Genomic DNA, 18988 nt, shown 5'->3' on the forward strand with positions numbered 1-18988 from the left:
TTGTCTGCGCCACGCTCCATCTGCCTGCTGCGCCTGTCGGCCATTGGTGACACCTGCAACGCCGCTGCAGTAGTTCATGCTATCCGGCAGCATTACCCGGAAGCTGAGATCACTTGGGTGATCGGCAAGGCTGAAGCCGCACTGATGGCGGGCATGGACGGCGTCAACTTTGTCGTGTTTGACAAGAAGCAGGGCATGGCCGCGTACCGCAACCTTCGACGCCAGCTCCAGGGCAAACAATTTGACGCCCTTCTACTCATGCAAGTCGCCCTGAGAGCGAATCTCGCCAGCTTGTGTATTTCCGCCAAGCGACGAATCGGCTACGACAAAGCCAAAAGCAAAGAGCTGCACAGCCTGTTTATCAACGAACGGGTTGAGCCGACCGACAAGGTGCATGTGTTAGATAATTTTCGACAGTTCCAGAAATCGCTGGGCATTCCTCTTGAAGCCCCCGCCTGGAACATTCCGGTGAATGCGAAAGACCGGGACTGGGCCAAAACCCAGCTCGACCCCGGTACCCGCAAACACCTGATCATCACCCCCGCCGCCTCGAACGCCGAGCGGAACTGGCTGCCTGAGCGCTACGCGGCCGTTGCCGACCACGCCGCCAGCCTGGGCTTTTCGGTTTATCTTTGTGGCGGCCCGGGAGAGCGTGAGAAGGAATTGGCTGCCAACATTCAGGCCCACGCCAAACACCCCATACGCAACATGGTTGGCCTGTCGAGCCTGAAGCAGCTGTTCGCCCTGATTGGCGAAGCAAGCCTTGTACTGGCACCAGACACCGGCCCCGCACACATGGCCGTTGCCGCCGGCACGCCGGTTATTGGCCTCTATGCCCACAGCAACCCGAAACGCACCGGCCCCTACCTGTGGCAGGAATACGTGGTAGATGCCTATACCTCCGCACTGAAGCAGATGCGAGGGGAAACGCCGGAACAAAGCCGCTGGGGCCAGAGGCTCAAGGGCGCAGAGTTGATGGAAAACATCACGACAGAACAGGTTATCGACATGTTGGACCGCTGTATTCAGGAACAGAACCTATGACCAACAAAGCCGTATTTCTGGACCGCGATGGCGTGATCAACGTGGATCACGGCTATGTTTATCGCAAAGAAGATTTCGAGTTTGTAGACGGGATTTTTGAAGCCTGCCGGCATTTTCAGGAAAGGGGCTACCTGTTGATTGTCGTCACCAATCAATCCGGCATTGCCCGAGGTATGTACTCCGAAGCCCAATTCCAGGAACTCACAGATTGGATGGTGGAACGCTTCAAGGAACAGGGCGTGACCATCTCCAAGGTTTATCATTGTCCGCATCATCCGGATTTCGAACCTGCAGGTGAACGAGACTGTGACTGTAGGAAGCCGAAGCCGGGGATGATATTGAGGGGGATTGAGGAGTTTGAGCTGGACCCGGCGGAGTGCATTATGGTCGGGGATAAACCAAGTGACGTTGCAGCAGCGGAACGAGCCGGTATCGGCACAAAGGTAAGGGTGTTGACCGGCAGCCTCTTTGTGACGTTGCCGAACAACGAGGCCTCACTATCTCTGCTAACGCATGTTGACCAGATTATCCACGATAGATCATCGGTCTAGTGTGATTACATAAGACCAAATAGAAAGCTAAGGAGCGGGAATGCTACATCAGCCTTCAATTGAGATTTCTGGCAATTCGGGATGCACCGTAAGGCTGCTTACTCATGACCAGCGAATCATGGTTGAAAAAGAATGCGCACTCCCGTCGTATATTCCGCGTCTCCAGGCACAAATTCGCAAACAAAACGACTTCCGACACGCACTTACGAACCCTGCCATAATAGTCCCAGAACTCTATGATGAAGCGGATAATCCCGGCCTCTATTCCGCACGAATGGAATTTCTACCCTACCTGAACTTCATCGACTTCCTTGGCGTTTGTTCCGTACCTGCGTTAATGCAAAGTATCAAAGCAATCGAAGGCTTCATCGATCACAACCTGCGAACCGACTACCAAACAGTTAATACGTCGGCTTTGTTAAAGCTGGATGAAATCTCTCGCAACATTTCAGGGGAGCCTCAAAAACAAGAGATCGACCAGCTCTTCGGGAATAAATTGCGAGACCGATTAACAAAAAAAGAAATTAATATTCCGAATGGTTGGTGTCACGGCGATTTTACCCTGTCCAACATCGTTTTTTCTGCCAATGGTAATTGCATCGGCCTATTCGATTTCCTGGACAGCTATATCGACTCCCCAATCATGGACCTAGTCAAGCTCCGGCAGGATACGCACCTTCACTGGTCTCTCACCAAGTCCAAAAAACCGATCTCTCATCTTCGAGTCTGCCAAGGGCTTCGGCAGTTGGATATATTCGCAAAACGTAAGCTATCAGCTCTCGGAATCTCCGGGAAAGAGTACAACATACTCCAATCTGTCAACGTTCTAAGAATTTTGCCATACGCCAACGACACAACCACTTTAAATTTCATTCAAACATCCCTGAAGACTCTGGAGGACTAAATGCATCTAATTCTACCAGTTGCTGGAAGCTCATCACGGTTCCCAGACATGAAACCCAAATGGCTCCTTACTCACCCAAGGGGCCACATGATGATTGTTGAAGCAATCAAAAAACTGGATCTGGATAAATTTGAAAGTATCAACTTGATCTGCTTACAGGAGCATGAAGACAAACATTCCGTAAGAGTCGCGATTGAGACTCAGTTTGATGAAATTGGCCACAGAGACAAACTTCGTTTTATCATGCTGGAAGAACGCACACGGAACCAGCCCGAGACGGTTTATCAAGGACTCAAGGCTGCGGGCATCAACGGTCCAATATTCATTAAAGACTCTGACAACCAGTTTTCTGCTCCCGTTAAGGAGGGAAACCACGTCTGCTGTCTGGACCTCCACGAGCTAGAAACCGTTAATGCACGAAACAAAAGCTATATAGACATTGATGAGTATGGCTTTGTGCAAAATATTGTTGAGAAAAAGATCGTTAGCTCAACATTCTGTGTGGGAGGCTACGTTTTTGAGTCAGCCCAAACCTTTATGGACACTTATGAAAAGCTGAGCAGCGACTCGCCCGACCTTTACATATCTAATATTATCTATCAGATGCTCCTGGACGGCCATACGTTCAACGCCCTGCATAGTGAAGATTATTGTGACTGGGGAACGATTCGCGAATGGAATCAATATAAGGCTCAATACTCTACGCTCTTCGTAGACCTTGATGGAACCTTGGTAGAGAATTCGGCTCAATACAACTCACCGTATTGGGGTGAAACCGATGGCATAACAAAGAACATTCAGGTCCTGAACAAACTTCACAAATCTGGAAAGGTCCAGATAATTATCACTACATCGCGGAAGGAAAGCTTTCGGGAAGCAACCATCAAGCAACTTGAGCGCCTAAATATTCCTTACGACGATATTATTTTTGGCCTGGTGCATGGCCGAAGAATCGTAATCAACGATTACGCCCGAACAAACCCTTTCAAGAGCTGCGACGCGATAAATATCAAACGTAATAGCGACGACCTAAAAGAAATGCTTGAAGAGTCTATTGGCTTTGATATTGGCATATAAAACCTGATACGAGCATTCGAATGAGCGACTTTTCTGACATTAGCGTGGTTGTCCAAGGCCCTGTGCAGAGCTTTCAGGACCGTGAACAAGAACCAGGCATTACCCAGAAATGCCTGGAGTCAGTTCGGCAGCACCTTCCTGGTAGCACGCTGATTCTCTCAACATGGCCCGGCCAGGAACTCGCTGGGCTCGATTACGATCGGCTCGTCATATCTGAAGATCCCGGGTCTAATGTCAGGTTTTTTGGAAGGGACGGCGCGCCACATCGCTTCAACAATAACAGGCAGATAGTATCAACACGTGAGGGCTTGAGAGAGGTCACCACGAAATACGCGGTCAAATTACGTAGTGACAACTATCTGACGGGAAACAACTTCGTAGCTCTGCAACGTGAATACCCCAAAAGAACCTCAACGCATTGCTTTCTGAAAGAGAGAGTTGTCGTCTCAAACGTATTCACCAGACAGTACGCTAAAGGATTCCGGGTACCCTTCCATCTCTCTGACTTTTTCTATTTTGGCTTAACCGAAGACCTGAGAACCCTTTGGGATCTCGATCTTTTTGAGGATGCCCAAGACCCTATTCACGATAATGAAGGTGCCCTGTACAAAAGTTATCCGCCCGATTGCACTCAGATGTTCTGGATAAAGGCCCTGCAGAAATTTGACACTTCAATACATGTCAACGAGTTACTTGATCGATCAGCCAGCCGGCTGGAGCAGTCTGACCTTTGTTTCGCCAACAACCTGGTAATAGCCTCCCCTGCCGACCTCGGCTTGGGGCTTTGCCAGAAGTTTCTCGGAACCGCCCGAATCTCACGTACCAAAGGGCAATGCGCCCAGTGGCAACACTGGGAGTGGCAAGAGATTTATCGCCGTTACTGCGACCCGGATTTCCCTAAAGCACCGGCTTCAGTGAAGGCAAACCTGTTTCTGAAACGCTTGGTCCATGTGCATCCTGTCAAGCTGGAGACCATCGTCAAGCTCTACAAAAACAGACGCAGCAGTGAGTCAGGCGGCATCAAATGACCCCAGCACAACATGGCCTGGCATCCGCCCTCAAGTATTTACTGCTTATCGTCATTGGCACCTTCCCTGCACTCAGCGTCATCGTTGATGGATACGGCAGTGCCCTTTGGTATCTTTTGGGGCTCGCCGGAATCGTCTCATTTGCGATCAGCGCCAACGTTCGCAGGAGACTTTGCTTTGAACCAAAGGCCCTGCTATTCGTTGCCGCACCTTTTCTCTTCTTTATGTGGTCAATCATTATTTACTGGCTCGTTGATCCCAGCGATTTCGCAAAATCCCGTGTGGAGCGACACGCCCTGCTCTTGATCAGCATTCCTGTCATCGCACTCCTGTTTCACGCGCGGTTCCGGGCAAAGGATCTGTTACTGAGTTTTTCGCTGAGCGGTCTGGTGTTTCTGGCGTATTGGATTGTGCACGACGGCGAGGGCAGGTTAGACGGACTGGTTCATGCCATCCATTTTGGCAATATCGCCCTTATTACCTTGATACTCTGCGTTGGAGGATTACTCACCCAGAGCAAGCGTCACTGGTATGTGATAGCCGCGATGGGAAGTGTTGGCGCACTGATAGCCTTTATGGAGTCCGGATCCCGGGGCGGCCTGGTTGCTTTGTTTCTGGCACTTCTCGCCATTGGATTCTGGTTCAGTGTTACCCGAAACCAAATCCGTTACTTTGTCATTACACTCGCTCTCGTCGCTTCGGTTGCCATCGTCTCAGTCAAATTTGTTGACCCAATATCCGAACGATACGAGTTAACCCTGAATGAGATTGATAAGTTCTCAGAAGGTCAGATGTATACCTCCATGGGAATGCGCCTACTCATGTGGGATGCCGCGATGAACGTTGTCACCGAGGCCCCTTTTATTGGCTCAGGTTTCTCGGGATACCGAACGGAAATCCTGACCCGGATTTCCGAAGGGCAACTAAAACCACTCATGTCAGATTTCTCTTCCGAGCCACACAATCAATACCTGTATCAGCTTGCCTCTCACGGCCTGATAGGTCTGTTTCTTCTACTTTTGATTCTGACCCTTCCCTTGTTCTACTTGGCCACACCTCGCCCTGGCAGCCATCTGAACCACCATATTCTGCGTGTTACGCTGGCTGTGATTTTTCTATCGTTCATCTTCTTTGGACTTACCATCACTCTGTTTGATCAGAGGAGAATTCTTCAGAACTTTGGGTTGTATTATGCTGTCGCAGCCTGGTTCATCTGTAACACCTATAGGGAGCGTCCACATTGAGAGCCATCATCGCTATCAGACAAATCCAAAGACACACCGGTGCGGTTAGGTGCGTGATTGAACATTGCAAGTACCTCAAGGCTATGGGCTATGACATTACGATTATTGCAGAACGCTATAACCGGGAAATCCTGGATGAGTGTGGAGCGGATTTTGTTCGCATCATGCGGTGGCCCATCAAAGGCGCCTATCGCCGAACCTGGTTTGATAAGCGTGTACAACACTGGCTGAGAGCAAACCCCTACGACCTCTTTTTCAGTCATGGTGACAGCCACAGCAATGACATCCTGGTGATGCACAACTGTGTCAGATTGCATGAAGAAACATGCGGCACACCTGAACTTGATGTTGCAGCATTCCATGACTCCGTCATCTCGGCAGGAGATTATCGGGCGCTCATCACCAACTCCAAGCTTATGGCCGATGATTTCCAGCAGCGATATTCAGTGCCCAACGACAAACTACGAGTTTTCTATCAGGGCGTTGACACCAGTCTGTTCAACGTGTCTGACAAAGAAGCACTCCGGTGTAAAGCTCGCCGAGAACTGCAGCTCCCTGAAACATCCAAGGTTGTTGGACTGATCACCTCCGGAGACTTTACCAAACGAAACGTTCGTTTCTTTCTGGAGGTCGCCGGATTTCTTGCAGCAAACACATCCTTTCCGATTGAATTCCTTGTCGTGGGGAAATCCAACAGTACTCGTTTTGCCGACCAGATATCAGTAAACGGCCTGCAGTCCCGGATTCGATTTATCGACCCGGTACCAAACGTCCACGAACTGTTTCATGCCTTGGATTTGCACATATTCCCCGCCTTACTGGAAGAATATGGCCGTGTAGTTCTGGAGGGGCTGGCCTGTGGAGTGCCTACAATCGCAAGTGACAACGTCGGCGTCGCTGAGTTGATGCAGGATCACTCAGTGCCAGAGGTAATCAGTGGCTACAACCTGGAGGAGTGGGGTAAAGCCGCGCAGAACATGCTGACAGACCCTGACGCAGGAAAGCGAGCTAGTCAGGCGGCGGCAAGTCTTGCCCAACAGTATTCAATGGTAAACCAAAAACAGGCTATGGCGGATCTATTGAGCTCTCTCATCAAACGTTAGTGGAGGCGTTGTACCCCTCAAGGAAAAACTGCCATTCACGCTCCAGCTCTTCGCCATAAGCCTTATTCAGGGAACGCTTCAACCGATCTAGCGTATTACCTTTCCAGGAAGTCCGATAAGGGGTTCGGGAGCGCAGCTCACCTTTATCAAAGTCTATCAGGTGGGTTGAAGTCTCTCCGACCAGGATGTTGAAACAGTTCAAATCCGCGTGATACAAACCCGCATCATGGAATTGACGAATCACTTGCCCGATTTCGCGCCAACGGGTTGCGTCCAGGGACAGAGCAACATCCCCTAATGGGCGAACACCTTGCAAGCGTTCGATGATAATGGCCGAGGAGTAAAGTACCCCCTTGCGCTGGTACACAACAGCCACGGGCTTAGGAACAGGAAGCCCCAAAACACGGAGCTGGACTAACAGTCGGAATTCAACGAACGCGCGCACGCGCACCTCGCCTGCGTATAGGTACCGATCACGTATCAGCTTTCCGACCAATCCTCCCCGACGGTAATGGCGAAGCACCCAATGTTCCGGGCTGCGCTCAATAAACCAGGCGCTCCCACGCCCCCCCGAAGAAACCGGCACCGCGCGCTCACCCCAATAATCAGGGTCAAACCAATCAGGGTCGAACTGCTCTGCCCACTCAGGCACCACCAGTGCGTTGATGCCATCGCGTTTTATGTGCACTTCCGTATCTGAGCCCACCACTGAACCTCTCACAAGGCCATTCACCAACAACTTTAATAAAAAAGCCGCCCCACGGAAAACTTGGGGCGGCTTCTACACTGATCGAGCACGATTACCCGGTTAGCGAACTGCCGTCAGCCACTCCTGATGCGCAGCCAGCTTCCCCTTCACCGCATCAAAATACATACTCTGCAACTTTTCGGTAATCGGCCCACGCTTGCCTTCGCCAATCTGGCGGCCGTCCAGTTCGCGGATGGGCAGTACTTCTGCGGCGGTACCGGTGAAGAAGGCTTCTTCGGCAATGTACACTTCGTCGCGGGTGATGCGGCGTTCTTTCACCACCAGGCCCAGGTCTTTGGCGAAGTCAATGATAGTGGCACGGGTGATACCTTCCAGGCAGGAAGTCAGCTCGGGGGTGTGCAATACACCATCACGCACGATAAAGATGTTCTCACCGGAACCTTCCGCCACGTAGCCCTCGTTATCCAGCAGCAGCGCTTCCTCGGCACCACCGGAGATGGCTTCATTCAGGGCCAGCATGGAATTGATGTAATTACCGTTGGCCTTCGCCTTGCACATGGTGATGTTTACATGGTGGCGAGTGTAGGACGAGGTGCGCACCTTGATGCCCAGCTCCTTCGCTTCCGGAGACATGTAAGACGGCCAACTCCAGGCCGCAACCATCACATGCACCTTCAGATTGTCGGCACGCAGACCCATGCCCTCAGAGCCCAGAAATGCCATCGGGCGCAGATAAGCCTCATCGAGATTGTTTTCCCGCACCGCTGCTCGCTGGGCCTCGTTGATCTCGTCCTTGGAGAACGGCATCTTCATGTTCAGGATGTGCGCTGAGCGGAACAGCCGATCGGTATGTTCTTTAAGGCGGAAAATCGCCGGGCCATTCGCGGTGTTGTAGGCACGCACACCTTCAAAGCAACCCAGGCCATAGTGCAGGGTGTGGGTGAGGACGTGGGTTTTGGCTTCCCGCCAGGGAACCATTTCACCATCCAGCCAGATAAGGCCATCGCGATCAGCCATCGACATTCTGTTCTGCTCCTGAGTAAGCGGTTTTCGGGGAACTGGCATTCTAGCAGCAAACGCTGCCCGAAATAAATTTAGCTTGCTACTCAACCATGACTTTTTTCCACATACTTTGGATGTAGTCACGCTCTTCCGTGAAGGCTCCGCCCTCGACCTGGCTGTTAAGGTTCTGCAAAGCTCTGCGGTGGATGGTGGAGCGCAGTGTGATGAACACCTCCCGTAGCCGCTCAGTGTCGTCAACTGGCAAAACGCCTGCGCGGCCTAATTCTTCCAGTTGGCGGATGTTATCACTCCACTGGGTCAGCTCCGGGTGTTCCGGACACCAAGCCAGCATCAGGTACTGCACCATGAACTCGACATCTACGATGCCACCGTTGTCATGCTTGATGTGGAAAACGTCATTCTGCCGGGCTGCGGGTGTCCCGAGGTTGCTGCGCATTTTCTCACGCATATCGACCACCTCCTGCCGAAGCGACGCCTTGTCCCGTTGTCGGCACAGTATCTGGTGGCGAATATCCTCGAACGCTTTGAGCGTATCGTCGCAGCCTGCCACTCCCCTGGCGCGGGCCAGCGCCTGATGCTCCCAGGTCCAGGCATCCTCCTGCTGGTATTTCTCGAACGCCTGCAAGGTACTCACCAGCAAGCCGGAGTTACCCGAGGGGCGCAATCGCATATCCACTTCGTAGAGCTGCCCGGAGGGTGTCTGGGTACTGAGAATGTGCACGATTCGCTGGCCGAGCCGGGTATAGAACACGGCGTTATCAATAGGCTTGTCGCCATCGGTGGCCAGTTGAGGATCAGCCTGGTGCACAAACACCAGATCCAGATCTGAGGTGTAGCCCAGCTCGATACCGCCGAGCTTGCCGTAACCGATGATGGCGAAATCGGTATCACAGGCGGAGCCATCGGCGCACCGCGGGTAACCGTGCCGGCTGACCAGATTCGAGAACGCCACATCCACCACATGATCCAGCACCACCTCGGCAATCCAGGTCAGGTAATCACTCACTTTCATCAGCGGCAGCGTGCCCTTTAACTCTGAGGCCGCCACCCTCAACACATGGGCCTTCTTGAAGTAACGCAGAGCCTCCATCTGCTCTTCCAGATCTTCATACGGAATCCGCAGCATTTGCTGACGCAAATCATCCTGCAACTCTTCCTTGGCCGGCGGACTGTATAGGCTCTCCGCATTCAAAAGTTCGTCCAGGAGCAAGGGCGTATCCGCCAGCAGGCGAGCAATCCAGGGGCTTTCACTACACAGCCGCACCAACTGCGTCATGGCTCCGGGATTTTCCATCAACAGAACCATATAGGCGGTTCTGCGCAGAATGGCTTCAACCAGTTGCAGCACACGGTCCAGCGTTTCCGAAGGATTCTCCACATCCATCAGGGCGTTAATCAGGAGCGGCACAAACTGGTTCAGCCTTTTGCGCCCCTGAGTCTGCAGGGTCTGCACGGTTCGGCTATCACGCAGGCTGGCCAGTCGCTTGTAGCTGCCCTCCGGGTCCTCAAACCCGCTTTGCTCCAGCCACCCCACGGCAGCGGCTTCGTCCATTTCCGATAACCACAACTCGTAGCAGCCGTCGTCTACGCTGCTCTCATCAGCTTCATCCTGATCTTCCGTAGCAATAATATCCGCAAAATGACGAGCCACCCGGCTTCGGTGTTCATCCAGCGCAGACAGGCAGTCTTCCCAGCTATCGAAGCCCATAATCCGAGCAACCCGAGCGCAGGAGAGCGCATCCTCAGGCAGAATCTGGGTCTGCTTGTCTTCCATACCCTGAAGGGCATGTTCGAGATTGCGCAGAAACACATAAGCGTCTCGCAGCTCGCTGACCACCCGGGACGGAAGCAACTCCAGTTCCTCGAGCTCCTTCAAGATCTGGAGCAACTCACGCTGTTGCAGCTCCCGATCACGCCCGCCACGGATTAACTGGAACGCCTGCACCACAAACTCTATTTCCCGAATGCCGCCACTGCCGAGCTTGATGTTGTTCTCCAGCCCCTTCCGGCGAACTTCCCGGCTAATCATTTCTTTCATGCTACGAAGCGACTCGAACGCACTGAAATCAATGTATTTGCGGTAAACAAAGGGCTTGAGGCTCGCCATCAGCACCTCACCGGCACGCTGGTCGCCAGCCACAACGCGGGCCTTGACCATGGCGTAACGTTCCCAATCGCGCCCCTGATCCTGGTAATAGGTTTCCAGGGCCGCAAAACTAAGAGCGAGCGCGCCACTCTGGCCGTATGGCCTCAGGCGCATATCCACCCGGAACACGAAGCCATCGGCAGTAATCTGGTCCAGCGCCTGAATCAGCCTTTGGCCAAGCCGGATAAAGAACTGCTGATTATCCAGAGCACGCCGGCCGCCCTGGGTTTCGCCTTTTGAGGGAAACGCAAAAATCAGGTCGATATCGGAGGAAACGTTCAGCTCCCGGCCGCCGAGCTTGCCCATTCCAAGCACCACCATTTTCTGGGGTGCCTCCTGCCCGGTTACCGGGTCATCACCCATGGGAGTACCGAACTCTTCACAGGCTCGCTCGTAGAGCCAATTCAAGGCACCATCAATGGCGGTATCCGCAAAGGCACTGGTAGCGGCCATGGTTTCATGCAAATCGGCCCACTTCATAAGGTCCCGCCAGATAATCCGGAACTGCACTTCCCGCCTGTACTGGCGAAGTGCTGCATGCAAGGCCGGTTCAGAGTCAACGTTCTGGAGGTAATCCCGCCAGCGATCAGCCAGCCAGGCCTCTGTGGTTGGTTCAGTCAAAGGCCGGGCAGCAACGGCTGGCCGAATCTGCTCCGGATGTCGTTCAAGGGTTTGCCGGAGAAACAGGCTTCGAGCGATGGCCTCTGCCACATCGGCCTCGGAGACATGGTCACCGGCCAGCCAGCCGGGCAGACCCTCCGGGAATACCGATGGCCAGCATCCGGAAATCTCCTCCTTGAGCGCTCCCGGCAGTGAAGTCCATGGCTCAGACATAACGCAACCCTCTGTCTCTCTGATATATTTCAGGTACTGTATAACGAACTCGCCAAGGACTGAACAGGCACCCGCTCTCCATGATGCGAAATAGACGCCCTCTGAATCCGGAGCACACCCAATCTCACCTCCCTATGGGCGGGCTCATCCGAAGCCGGATAAACCGACTCTTTACTATCCTCGGCGGACTCGTTGTCACACATACGCTGATCCTCTGGGCAGCAGAACCGCTCTCATTCTTCGAAGCCGTGTGGCTCACCATGACGACACTGGTTACCGTGGGCTATGGCGACTACTCGCCGGTAACGCCCGTTGGCCGCATCAGCACCATCCTGCTGATGTTTATCTCCGCCATTACGCTACTGACCCTGATCGTCAGTGATTACATCGAATACCGTTTCTACCGCAGAGAACGCATACTGACTGGACGCTGGATTTACAAAATGAAAGACCACATTGTCATCATCAACACCCCTCGAAGCGGCGGCGAGCAGTACTTCATGCGATTCGCCTCGCAGATTCGCTCGGTCCCTGAGTACCACACGGTGCCGATAATGCTGCTTACGCGGCAATTTCCGGGAGGGCTGCCGGCAGAATTGTCGGACTGCGGTGTCGTTCATTTCCACGGTGCAGGGAACGACCCGGAAGCTCTGAAGTCCGTGCACGCCGGCAGCGCCAAGCACATCATCGTGCTGGCGGCGGATGAATCGGACCCGATGTCCGACAGCCTGACCTTCGATATTGCCCACCGGCTGGCCGAATCCAATCTGGGCGGGAGAACCACCGTTGAATGTGTCGGCGACCACAACCGTGCAAGATTCAAAGCACTGGGCGTTCGCACCACCATTCGCCCCGTGCGCACCTACCCTGAAATCATGGTTCGCTCCGTGGTTGCCCCTGGTTCCGAAAAAGTTCTGGAAGACATGTTCAACTACGAGCGAGATCATCCGCATCGTTATGATCTCAAGCTCGACGACCTTACCTGGGCGGATATTGTCAGTGCTCTGATCCGCCACGGCATTGGAACGGCCTTGGCCTACATTGATCACGACAATGAAGTCATCTGCCACCCGGATACCAACGCCGAGGTTGAGGGCAAGGGGCTGATTGTTCTGGTTCGCTCCAGCGAGACGCCGGAGGTGTCAGTGGTAGAGGAAGCGCTTGACCGGTATCGGGAGTTTCTCAAGCAGTGGCGTGCCATGCACGAGCAAAACCAGAAAGCCGCCACCGAGAGCTCTGAAGAAAACCTTTCAGCTGGCGGCAGCGAGCGCTAGCTGTAACTGACCGAACTCAGGAAATTGCTCAACCAGGGTCACTACGGCAATGCCGGCTTCCAGCGCCTTGGCTACCGGCCTCCACTGCGACAATAGCCCGGCCGCTTCCGCCTGCTGCTCAATCTCCGCAAGCGCACTTGCGGGCAGACACACCGCATCACCGGTTAACCAGGCCAGACTCAAGTAATGCAGAAAGGATACCGAGCTGAATCCTGAAGCTGGCAATGCCAGTGACGGGCGGTAGATTCCGGCAAGGTAGTAGCCCTGCTCGGCTTTGCTAACAAGGTTCAGAAATACCGGAACGGCTTGTGCGAGAGCGCGGGCATTTTCAAGCAGAGCCGTGGGCTCGCCCGCTTTGAGCTCAAATTCCACTTCATGCAGGGGCCTTGCCTGCTTTCCTGCCACCACTTCACCGGAGTCCAGAGCGACCTCAATGACGGACTCTGCTTGCTCCAGCATGATAATGCGCCTCTGGAAGTTGGTCTCGAATGCCAGCTCCAGTTCGCCAAGGTCGACCTCAGATCTCAACGGAGTCTGTTCCAGAAGCTCAAGATCCAGATCCGGCCCCGGCAGATCCCACTCCCACTCCTGGCGGCGATGGGCTCCGTTTACGAACTCGCCCTGGGTTTTCAAGGTCTGGATGTAGCGATCACCGGCCTGACGGACTCGCAACGCGGCACGGACCTGATTCAACGCAGCATTCGGGGTGTCGTAGTAGCGATTGACCAGTGTTTTAACCGGACCTTCGCTTGCACCCGGTTGACCTTTGAGCCACTCGAAGGCCCGGGACTGTGCGGATTCCGATAGGGTCAGCTTTACTTCAAGTTCCGTGGCCACTGGAGCGCTCCTGATGATTTCTTTTCCTGCCAAAACAGAAAAGCCGGTGACAGAGTCACCGGCTTTTACAACTACTAGATTAGCTTGTTAGCTGATCAGAAGTAGTAAACAGCACCGATAGCGGCGATGGACTGCTCGTCGCCAGTGCCCGGCTCGTTCTCAACGCTGTAGATCTCTTCGTCAGCGTTGCTCAGATAGCCTTCGAAGTATACATACATGTGGTGAGACAGGTTGTGCAAAGCCTGGAGAATGATGGTGTCGTTCTTGTCACCAGAAGCATCGTCATCAAGCATCTGGTAGGAAAGGGCGAACTGATTCTTGCCCATGGTGTAGACGCCCATCACACCAATGATGTCATTGACGTCTTTACGGGTCTGATACTCGCCAATCAGGCTAAAGTCACCAGCATTGTAAGTAACGTTCAAGCCATAACTGTTTTCGTTGTTGTCGGACGCACTACCACCGTCATTTGAATCAACACCTGCGGAGATTTCAAGCGCATCGACCGAGTAAGTTGCAACCAACTGGTAAGGATAAGACTTGTCGTTGCCGCCCTTGGTATCATTGTCACCATTAACCTGTACAGCAGCAGCCAAAGTCAAACCACCGAAGGACGGGGACATATACTGAACCAGATCACCTTCACCTGTGGAGTAGTTGCCGAAGATGTCAGAACCAACTTCATGGAAGTTGCCAATCTTTACGATGGCGCTCTCGTATACTGAATCGTCGGAACCAACCCAAACCTGGCCAAAGCTGTCGCCTTTAATACCAACGTAAGCCTCGTCAAGCTTATCAATACCGCTGCTGCTGCCTTTATCGTCAGCGTTGATACCCTCAAGCTCAAGCTTGAAAAAACCCGTGACGCCCGGGGCAATTTCGTGATCGTGCTTAACGCCCAGGGTAGAGCCGTTGTCCGCGTGCTCGAGAGCAGAACCACCGCCGTCTACGTTTGCGTGGGTCACAACGTACTGAATGTTACCATACACGCTCGGCATGGAATCCATCTTCGCCGCCAGCTCGGAAGCAGACAGAGTAGGCTCTGCCAGCGCAGCGCCAGAGAAGGTTGCAGCTGCAATAGCAGAAGCAAGAATCGTTTTTTTTCATGTTGCGTCTTCCTTTTTGAGTTAACTCAGGTTTTCGACGGGTCTAAATCCCGATTTTTATTGGCCGGCACAACGCTTGGCTCTGCCTGCCGGGTATCTGACTGCCCCTGTCATTCCTGTGGGAACAGCTTTTCTTCTTTTTATAAGACAAGCACGCTTGCCTTAGATCTCAACCACTTACACAGCTTTATTAAAGCTCTGCGTGATGAACCTGCTTTAATACAATGTTCCATTTTTTGCAAATTTTTAATGGCCATTTTTTAGCCCCATTTGCATTCGTAACCTTTGTCGTTAGATCAGCCTGGACTAACAACCTCTCCCGTTTCCACAACAAATTCAGGGCCAGATAACGAAAAAAATCCACAAAACAACCGGTTACCTTCCAACCGAGGCCTTCACATTCTGAGGCCACAAAACAATACCCCAAATCACGCACTTTCGTGAGGCACTGTTGGCAACTGCGTCACATTTTTGTGCACTACCCTCTCCGGGCAGACTCCAACATAAAGGTAACCGGGCCATCATTGATCAGTGCCACTTTCATATCTGCACCAAACTTCCCCGTACCTACACGCTCGACGCCTAGCTGGCTACTTGCTTCAGCCACAAAGTCACCATAAAGCCGGTTCGCCAGCTCCGGTGCGGCCGCCAGGGAAAAACCCGGGCGCGTGCCAGAGGACGTGTCAGCAGCAAGCGTAAACTGAGGGACTACAAGTAATGAGCCACCGGCATCCTGAACATTCACGTTCATCCGGCCCTGCTCATCGGGGAAAACCCGATAGGAGAGGATTTTTCGGCACAGTTCCTTTGCCTCATTCAGTGTATCGTTCCTTTCTACGCCGAGGAGCAAGAGCAACCCGGGACCAATACGGGCAATCGTTTCACCATCCACGGCTACACTGGCTTCCGAAACGCGCTGGATCAGTCCTTTCATTCATTCCCTTGAGCGTTAACACCGAGGGTTAAATTTCTGAAACGCGAAAAGTGTATAGAGCCCGCAAGACCACCGCAACCCTGTCAGATCAATAAAAAGTCGCATTCTCAGCCAACAGAGGGAAGACTTCTGGCAACCACATTCTCAACGCCCCGCATCAGGGCATCCACAATTGCCGGCTCGGATGCCGAGTGGCCAGCATCCCGGATAATCTGAAATTCCGCCTCCGGCCAGGCCTTACTCAGCGCGAGGGCATTATCCAGCGGGCAAACCATGTCATAGCGGCCGTGAACAATCACGCCCGGAATGTCCTTTAGCCGCGAGGCATCACGCACGATCTGGTCGGGCTCAAGGAACGCATGATTCATGAAATAGTGGCATTCAATCCGGGCCAGCGCGATGGCCACATGAGGGTGGCCAAAATGCTCTACTACTTTGGGATTGGGATGCAATGTGGCGCACCGCCCTTCCCAGACGGACCAGGCTTTCGCGGCCTGAATCTGCACCAGCTCATTGGCACTGGTCAGGCGCCGGTAGTAGGCCGACACCATATCATTCCGCTCCACCTCCGGAATCTGGGCAAGGTAGTCCTGCCAGTAATCCGGGAATACCCGGCTGGCGCCGTCCTGATAAAACCAGTGAATATCCTGGGGCCGGCACAGAAAGATACCTCTCAACACCAACCCCAGAACCCGGTCTGGATGGGTTTCGGCATAGACCAGGCTTAGCGTGGAGCCCCAGCTTCCCCCAAACAGCAACCAGCGATCGATGCCGAGAAAATGCCGAACCGCCTCAAGATCCTCAACCAGTTTGTCTGTGCTGTTACCCTCCAGCTCGGCCAACGGGGTCGATCGTCCGGCGCCCCTCTGATCCAGCAAAATAATCCGGAAACGTTCGGCGTCGAAAAAGCGCCGGTGGTAATCCTCACAACCGCCACCCGGCCCGCCATGAACGACAATCACCGGAATTCCGTCCGGATTGCCGGATTCCTCGAGGTACAGCTCATGGGGATGATCCACCGCCAGTCGGTGGCGTGCGTAGGGCTCGATTTCAGGATAGAGGGTCAGCATGGAAAACTCCGTTTCGGGGATAACGGCAGTCTAGCTGAGACGGGCGAGGAAAATACAGGGGCCAGGAAAACAGACGGAAGCGTTTACTGCCTCACAACGATTTCCTGGCCCCGGAAGAGTTACTTCTTGTTAGCGCGCTTACGCTCGTTTTCGGTCAGGAGCTTTTTGCGCAGACGAATGGACTTGGGCGTTACCTCAACCAGTTCGTCGTCGTCGATAAACTCCAGCGCCTGCTCAAGAGTGAACTTGATAGGCGGCACCAGGCCGATCACTTCGTCCTTACCGGAGGCACGCATGTTGTCCAGCTTCTTGCCCTTGGTGGGGTTAACCACCAGGTCGTTATCACGGCTGTGGATACCGCACAGCTGGCCTTCATAGATTTCCTGGCCAGGGTCCAGGAACAGCTTGCCCCGGCTCTGCAGGGTTTCCAGCGAATAGGTCAGCGCAGTACCGGTGGCCATGGAAACGATGACACCGTTCTGACGGCTGGTTACGTCGCCCATCTTCACCGGGCCGTAGTGGCTGAAGGTGGAGGTCAGGATGCCGGTACCGGAAGTCATGGTCAGGAAGGTGTTCCGGAAACCGATCAGGCCACGGGCCGGAATGGTGTATTCCAGGCGGATACGGCCCTTGCCGTCCGGGATCATGTTAGTCATGTCACCTTTGCGCAGCCCCATCTGCTCCATAATCGGGCCCTGGTGCTGCTCTTCGATATCAATGATCACGTTTTCGTACGGCTCTTGCTTCTGGCCGTCGACTTCCTTGATTACCACCACCGGCCGGCCCACGGCCAGCTCGAAGTTTTCGCGGCGCATGTTCTCGATCAGAACCGACAGGTGCAGCTCACCCCGGCCGGATACCTTGAACTTGTCGGCCGAGTCGCCTTCTTCCACCCGCAGCGCTACGTTGTGCAGCAGCTCTTTTTCCAGGCGCTCTTTGATATTACGGCTGGTTACATACTTGCCTTCTTTACCGGCGAACGGGGAATCGTTCACCTGGAAGGTCATGGATACGGTGGGCTCGTCTACGGTCAGCGCCGGCAGCGCTTCAACGTTAGAGGGATCACACAGGGTATCGGAAATATACAGCTGGTCCAGGCCACTCACACACACAATATCGCCAGCCTGGGCTTCTTCAACTTCCACACGCTGCAGGCCGGAATGGCCCATGATCTTCAGGATACGACCGTTACGCTTCTTGCCGTCGGCACCGATAGCCACCACCGGGGTGTTGGTCTTCACTTTACCGCGCATAATGCGACCGATACCGATGACACCCAGGAAACTGTTGTAGTCCAGCTGGGAGATCTGCATCTGGAACGGGCCATCCAGATCAACCGAAGGCGCTGGCACATGATCAACAATGGCCTGGAACACAGCGTCCATGTTGTCGTCCAGATTCTCATGATCCATGCCGGCGATGCCGTTCAGCGCACTGGCATAGACTATCGGGAAGTCGAGCTGTTCATCGGTGGCACCAAGGTTGTCGAACAGGTCAAACACCTGATCCACCACCCAATCCGGGCGGGCACCCGGACGGTCAATTTTGTTCACGACCACAATCGGGTTCAGGCCCGCTGCGAAAGCTTTCTGAGTCACGAAACGGGTTTGCGGCATGGGGCCGTCGATGGAATCCACCACCAGCAGCACACTGTCCACCATACTCATTACACGCTCTACTTCACCACCAAAGTCAGCGTGGCCCGGGGTGTCTACGATATTGATGTCGTAGTCTTTCCATTTTAGAGCAGTGTTTTTTGCCAGAATGGTAATGCCACGTTCTTTTTCCTGGTCGTTGGAGTCCATTACACGCTCGTTTTCGAGCTCTTTCCGGTCCAGCGTGCCAGACTGGCGCAGCAGCTGGTCAACCAGGGTAGTCTTGCCATGGTCAACGTGGGCAATAATGGCAACGTTTCTAAGCTTATCAATCACAACGGGTATCCTGAAGAAATTAGCGGCGCGCAGTATATCGAAAAGTCCATGGCGATAATATGAAGATTAGTGCCTAATATGTAACCAATCTGGGCTTGCACCATAATTATGCGTTATCAGAGAACTTGCACCACCATGGTGCACCGCAGTGGTGCAATAAGCATGGTCTTCGG

At 53.5% G+C, this 18988-nt stretch carries 16 protein-coding genes; 8 read left to right on the top strand and 8 right to left on the bottom strand.

Going from position 1 to position 18988, the window contains the following annotated elements; all coding sequences use genetic code 11:
* From B3Y70_RS14200 to B3Y70_RS14230, 7 genes are read left to right on the top strand one after another with little or no spacing between them, the layout of a single operon-like run.
* The gene (locus B3Y70_RS14200; protein WP_199452544.1) at positions 1–1044 is read left to right on the top strand and encodes a glycosyltransferase family 9 protein; all 1044 of its coding nucleotides are present in this window, start codon (positions 1–3) and stop codon (positions 1042–1044) included.
* Positions 1041–1595, top strand: a complete 555-nt coding sequence (gene gmhB, locus B3Y70_RS14205; protein ID WP_199452545.1) for a D-glycero-beta-D-manno-heptose 1,7-bisphosphate 7-phosphatase — start codon at positions 1041–1043, stop codon at positions 1593–1595. The genes B3Y70_RS14200 and gmhB overlap by 4 nt, the downstream gene beginning before the upstream one ends.
* Before the next feature lie 40 nt (positions 1596–1635).
* Positions 1636–2499, top strand: a complete 864-nt coding sequence (locus tag B3Y70_RS14210) for an aminoglycoside phosphotransferase family protein (protein ID WP_199452546.1) — start codon at positions 1636–1638, stop codon at positions 2497–2499.
* A 48-nt stretch (positions 2500–2547) separates the two neighbouring features.
* Positions 2548–3576 (top strand): hypothetical protein, encoded by a 1029-nt coding sequence (locus tag B3Y70_RS14215; RefSeq protein WP_228285539.1) that lies wholly within the window; start codon positions 2548–2550, stop codon positions 3574–3576.
* Between the two features lie 20 nt (positions 3577–3596).
* Positions 3597–4604: a WavE lipopolysaccharide synthesis family protein gene (locus B3Y70_RS14220; RefSeq protein WP_194841924.1), complete on the top strand. Its 1008-nt coding sequence runs from the start codon at positions 3597–3599 to the stop codon at positions 4602–4604.
* Positions 4601–5848, top strand: coding sequence for an O-antigen ligase family protein (locus B3Y70_RS14225; RefSeq protein ID WP_153741290.1), 1248 nt, complete (start codon positions 4601–4603; stop codon positions 5846–5848). Before B3Y70_RS14220 ends, B3Y70_RS14225 begins: the two co-directional genes overlap by 4 nt.
* Positions 5845–6951, top strand: coding sequence for a glycosyltransferase family 4 protein (locus B3Y70_RS14230; protein WP_153741289.1), 1107 nt, complete (start codon positions 5845–5847; stop codon positions 6949–6951). The genes B3Y70_RS14225 and B3Y70_RS14230 overlap by 4 nt, the downstream gene beginning before the upstream one ends.
* Here the strand turns inward: B3Y70_RS14230 and B3Y70_RS14235 are convergent.
* The 3 genes from B3Y70_RS14235 to glnE all read right to left on the bottom strand — a co-directional run bounded on the left by B3Y70_RS14235 (position 6941) and on the right by glnE (position 11663).
* Positions 6941–7639, bottom strand: coding sequence for a 3-deoxy-D-manno-octulosonic acid kinase (locus B3Y70_RS14235; RefSeq protein ID WP_113880424.1), 699 nt, complete (start codon positions 7637–7639; stop codon positions 6941–6943). The genes B3Y70_RS14230 and B3Y70_RS14235 overlap by 11 nt on opposite strands.
* Positions 7640–7759: 120 nt before the next feature.
* Positions 7760–8683 (bottom strand): branched-chain amino acid transaminase, encoded by a 924-nt coding sequence (locus tag B3Y70_RS14240; RefSeq protein ID WP_273030124.1) that lies wholly within the window; start codon positions 8681–8683, stop codon positions 7760–7762.
* Between the two features lie 79 nt (positions 8684–8762).
* Complete coding sequence (gene glnE, locus B3Y70_RS14245; protein WP_286895099.1) at positions 8763–11663, bottom strand: bifunctional [glutamate--ammonia ligase]-adenylyl-L-tyrosine phosphorylase/[glutamate--ammonia-ligase] adenylyltransferase; 2901 nt, start codon at positions 11661–11663, stop codon at positions 8763–8765.
* A gap of 80 nt (positions 11664–11743) precedes the next feature.
* Here glnE and B3Y70_RS14250 point away from each other — a divergent pair, with 80 nt between their 5' ends.
* Positions 11744–12937: a potassium channel protein gene (locus tag B3Y70_RS14250; protein WP_273030126.1), complete on the top strand. Its 1194-nt coding sequence runs from the start codon at positions 11744–11746 to the stop codon at positions 12935–12937.
* On the opposite strand, the gene B3Y70_RS14255 is transcribed toward B3Y70_RS14250, so the two are convergent.
* From B3Y70_RS14255 to typA, 5 genes are all read right to left on the bottom strand, one after another.
* Positions 12914–13774, bottom strand: coding sequence for a CYTH domain-containing protein (locus tag B3Y70_RS14255; RefSeq protein ID WP_273030127.1), 861 nt, complete (start codon positions 13772–13774; stop codon positions 12914–12916). The two genes, B3Y70_RS14250 and B3Y70_RS14255, sit on opposite strands and share 24 nt — an antisense overlap.
* 95 nt (positions 13775–13869) lie before the next feature.
* The gene (locus B3Y70_RS14260) at positions 13870–14868 is read right to left on the bottom strand and encodes a porin (protein WP_264766303.1); all 999 of its coding nucleotides are present in this window, start codon (positions 14866–14868) and stop codon (positions 13870–13872) included.
* A gap of 490 nt (positions 14869–15358) precedes the next feature.
* Positions 15359–15814: a D-aminoacyl-tRNA deacylase gene (dtd, locus tag B3Y70_RS14265; RefSeq protein ID WP_153741285.1), complete on the bottom strand. Its 456-nt coding sequence runs from the start codon at positions 15812–15814 to the stop codon at positions 15359–15361.
* Positions 15815–15921: 107 nt separating this feature from the next.
* Complete coding sequence (gene pip, locus B3Y70_RS14270) at positions 15922–16884, bottom strand: prolyl aminopeptidase (protein ID WP_153741284.1); 963 nt, start codon at positions 16882–16884, stop codon at positions 15922–15924.
* Positions 16885–17003: 119 nt separating this feature from the next.
* Positions 17004–18815 carry a translational GTPase TypA gene (typA, locus tag B3Y70_RS14275; protein ID WP_273030130.1) on the bottom strand — a complete coding sequence of 604 codons (1812 nt, stop codon included), beginning with the start codon at positions 18813–18815 and terminating at the stop codon, positions 17004–17006.
* Positions 18816–18988: the final 173 nt, after the last annotated feature.

The organism is Marinobacter sp. UBA5687 (assembly GCF_002420325.1).
Taxonomy (GTDB): domain Bacteria; phylum Pseudomonadota; class Gammaproteobacteria; order Pseudomonadales; family Oleiphilaceae; genus Marinobacter; species Marinobacter nauticus.

Coding starts and splice junctions, on each gene's coding strand:
- gmhB (WP_199452545.1), top strand. CDS start 1,041: ATGACCAACAAAGCCGTATTTCTGGACCGCGATGGCGTGATCAACGTG.
- B3Y70_RS14210 (WP_199452546.1), top strand. CDS start 1,636: ATGCTACATCAGCCTTCAATTGAGATTTCTGGCAATTCGGGATGCACC.
- B3Y70_RS14215 (WP_228285539.1), top strand. CDS start 2,548: ATGAAACCCAAATGGCTCCTTACTCACCCAAGGGGCCACATGATGATT.
- B3Y70_RS14220 (WP_194841924.1), top strand. CDS start 3,597: ATGAGCGACTTTTCTGACATTAGCGTGGTTGTCCAAGGCCCTGTGCAG.
- B3Y70_RS14225 (WP_153741290.1), top strand. CDS start 4,601: ATGACCCCAGCACAACATGGCCTGGCATCCGCCCTCAAGTATTTACTG.
- B3Y70_RS14240 (WP_273030124.1), bottom strand. CDS start 8,683: ATGTCGATGGCTGATCGCGATGGCCTTATCTGGCTGGATGGTGAAATG.
- glnE (WP_286895099.1), bottom strand. CDS start 11,663: ATGTCTGAGCCATGGACTTCACTGCCGGGAGCGCTCAAGGAGGAGATT.
- B3Y70_RS14250 (WP_273030126.1), top strand. CDS start 11,744: ATGATGCGAAATAGACGCCCTCTGAATCCGGAGCACACCCAATCTCAC.
- dtd (WP_153741285.1), bottom strand. CDS start 15,814: ATGAAAGGACTGATCCAGCGCGTTTCGGAAGCCAGTGTAGCCGTGGAT.
- pip (WP_153741284.1), bottom strand. CDS start 16,884: ATGCTGACCCTCTATCCTGAAATCGAGCCCTACGCACGCCACCGACTG.